The 2,998-nt window shown below is 36.5% G+C and carries 3 protein-coding genes; 2 read left to right on the top strand and 1 reads right to left on the bottom strand.

The annotated features are described in order from the left end of the window. The coding region (locus WIW89_RS01315) for a 3-hydroxyacyl-CoA dehydrogenase family protein (protein ID WP_337719472.1) at positions 1-812 on the top strand (812 nt) is incomplete at its 5' end. Between the two features lie 228 nt (positions 813-1,040). Here WIW89_RS01315 and WIW89_RS01320 read toward each other — a convergent pair. Beyond that, positions 1,041-1,664, bottom strand: a complete 624-nt coding sequence (locus tag WIW89_RS01320; RefSeq protein ID WP_337719473.1) for a hypothetical protein — start codon at positions 1,662-1,664, stop codon at positions 1,041-1,043. 296 nt (positions 1,665-1,960) lie between these two features. On the opposite strand from WIW89_RS01320, the gene WIW89_RS01325 reads away from it, so the two are divergent. Continuing rightward, positions 1,961-2,986, top strand: coding sequence for a cytosine permease (locus WIW89_RS01325; protein ID WP_337719474.1), 1,026 nt, complete (start codon positions 1,961-1,963; stop codon positions 2,984-2,986). Positions 2,987-2,998: the final 12 nt, after the last annotated feature.

Below are 2,998 nucleotides of genomic sequence, written 5' to 3' on the forward strand. Positions count from 1 at the left end.
GTCTAGAAGAGGTCAAGGGCTCTGAACTCGTAATCGAAGCAGTGCCCGAGGACTTCAACCTTAAGGTGAGTATATTTAAGGAGGTCGAGAAAAACGTAGATTACTCAACGATGATAGCTACAAACACAAGCAGTCTGCCTATAACAGAACTGTCGATGGCATTAAACAAAAGAGAGAGATTCTTGGGACTACATTTCTTTAACCCTCCAGTACTAATGGGTTTAGTAGAAGTGATAAAGGGAAACTATACATCGTCAGAAGTATTTGAGAAAGGAATAGAAATAGTAAAAAGTATAAAGAAAGAACCGATACCGGTTCGGAAAGACGTGATCGGTTTCGTAGTTAACAGAATACTCTTCAGGGTATTCACTTCAGCCTGCAAACTAGTGAGTGAGGGTAAATATACTGTTCAAGAGGTCGATAGTGCAGCTAAGTATACTCTAGGATTTCCTATGGGTATCTTTGAACTTCTAGACTACACCGGTATCGACACTAATTACCTTATAAGTAAGGAAGTTAAAAGTAGGGGATTTAATTTCGAATGCCCGTTAATAAATGATCTTTACACGAAGGGTTACTTGGGGACTAAAGTTAAGAAAGGGTTCTACGACTGGTCGGCTGGGAGACCTATAATACAAAAGACCAGTAGAGAGCCCTCACCATCTGAAATACTAGGTGACGCGATAGACGAGGCAGTTTGGCTGATTAAAAACAATGTATCGACTGAAGATGAAATAAATAAGGCTACAAAGTTGGGCTTAGGTTGGCCTAAAGGTATCCTAGAATACGCAAAAGAAATCAGCTACGTTTAGGACGTATCTTATTAACTTTTTCTTCTATTTCAACAATCGACATTATTCTAAGTATTTTTTTATCCTATGTACTTCTTATTAATTAGCTTTTTTATTCTCCTTATTTCGCCGCCTTAGTTACTCTTGTTTTCAACAATATTTCTTAACTTTAAGTTGTACTGGTAAATCCATATTACTGATAATTGTGATATTGGTAGAAAATAGTAGAAATTGGGAAAAACATCAACTTTAAGTTACTGTAAAGTATCCTAGAACAGTTTGATTGAAATAGTCAACAGCTTCTACCGTATAAACCCCAGGTTGGAAGAATGTATATTTTCCACTAGTAGAGTTTATTATCCAATACCCATTAATAGAAGTTGAAATTTCGTCGTTTAAGGTAGCTTGTACTTTTCCGTTGTATATTAATTGTATCTGGTCACTTAACGGCAATAACTTATATTGTGCAACTGCATACATCATCGGGCAGAAAAATATTATTCGCGGATTATAAAATAATAAAGGTTTAGCTAAAGATATATTAGAGATAGTATAATATCCTTTGAACACTTCTAATCCTACAAGAACATGCGAACCACAAGGATATGGTGACGGAAGATGAATAATGGTATTACTTACATTAATATAAACCGGATTTATTCCATCGTAAAATAGTTTTACTACAATTGCAATCCCTTTTCCGGGGCTTATTTTTGTTGTATTCAGCTTAAGATAAAAGGTAAAGTCTCCAGATGAAGATTGAAATATGTGCTGTTCATTAGAGTGAATATTATTGTAAGTAAAAAATAAAAAATGAGTAAACGTAAACGCTAAAATAATTGCAATCACTAAAATTGTATATATCAACCTCATTACGATCTCCTCTAGTAATGTTTATTTAAATCTATTCCAACAACTGAATAATTTGCGGAAATAATTTATAGAGTGAATTATAATAATACTTCTGTTAATGTGATTTTCTAACGCTTTCTAAACAATCTTATTGGAAATTCTCTGAATCTTCCCGTTTATGTAACGGTTTAATTAACACCCATCAATTCCTAGAACACGTTAGACGTAAATTGAGCCTTGTCTTCAATAACCTTTTTAACGCTTTAACCTTCTCTCGCTCATCTAACATATTTAGCGTTAATTTTTAGCAGCCCGTATTGAAGTGGTTGGCAAGACTGAGCGGACCTATAATACTCTTAGGATATCTCATAACGTGGTCTTACTTTATGCAGAAAGTGAACTGGAACGTTGATATCCTTTCTTTCTCTACCTCTTCTGGCAACCTTCTCACCATGTTAGCTTTCTTAAACGCCAACATCGCGTTCTGGGCTACCATGGCTATAACAATGCCTGATTACACAAGGTTTGCTAAAAGCCAAGTAGCCCAAACTTTAGGACAAATACCCGTGCCCTTCCTCATGTTATCTATCGCAGTTATGTCAACTATAACTACTGCTTCTTCCCTCAAGCTTTACGGACAACCTATCTGGGATCCAATAGTCCTTGTGACCTTACATATGTTACCTCCCCTAAACGTGTTTGTGCTTTTAGCCTTCATCTTAGCTACCTTCACGGTAAACGTATTCGCTAACGCTGTAGGCCCTGCTTACGATATAGCCAATACTTTCCCTAAGAAGTTGACGTGGTTTAAGGGATCTTTAACCCTAATCGTTATAGGTCTAGCATCAGGAGCGTGGAGTTACTACGGTAACGTTTATAACTATACCGAGAATTGGTTGTTGACTTACGGTGGTTTGCTGGGAAGTGTAGAGGGAATAATAATATTCGATTACGCCTTGATAAGGAGGTTTAAGTTCGAATTATTGGACGTTTTCTTATCCAAGGGGCGGTTCAAGTATTGGAAGGGAATAAACCCTGCTGCCGTAATAACATTCCTAGTTGTTTCCTTACTAATATATTTACCTTACCCGGGCGAGAATACGTTATTAAGTAACGCATGGGTGTTTTCTTTCATAGTTTCAGGTCTTATTTATACTCCACTGATGATACTGTGGATAATTCCAAAATACCAGAAGGACTTAAACGGCTCACAACCGGTTATTACTCTTATGTTACGAAAAAGATATTCAACATCTCTCAGAAAGATGACGATAGAAACAGTAAAGATATCCTATGAGTACGGAGGAGACGCCAAAAGAGACTTCAAAAGAGTAAAGCATTAGGGTAGCTAACAA

The sequence above is a fragment of the Stygiolobus sp. CP850M genome (assembly GCF_037389425.1).
GTDB lineage: Archaea > Thermoproteota > Thermoprotei_A > Sulfolobales > Sulfolobaceae > Stygiolobus.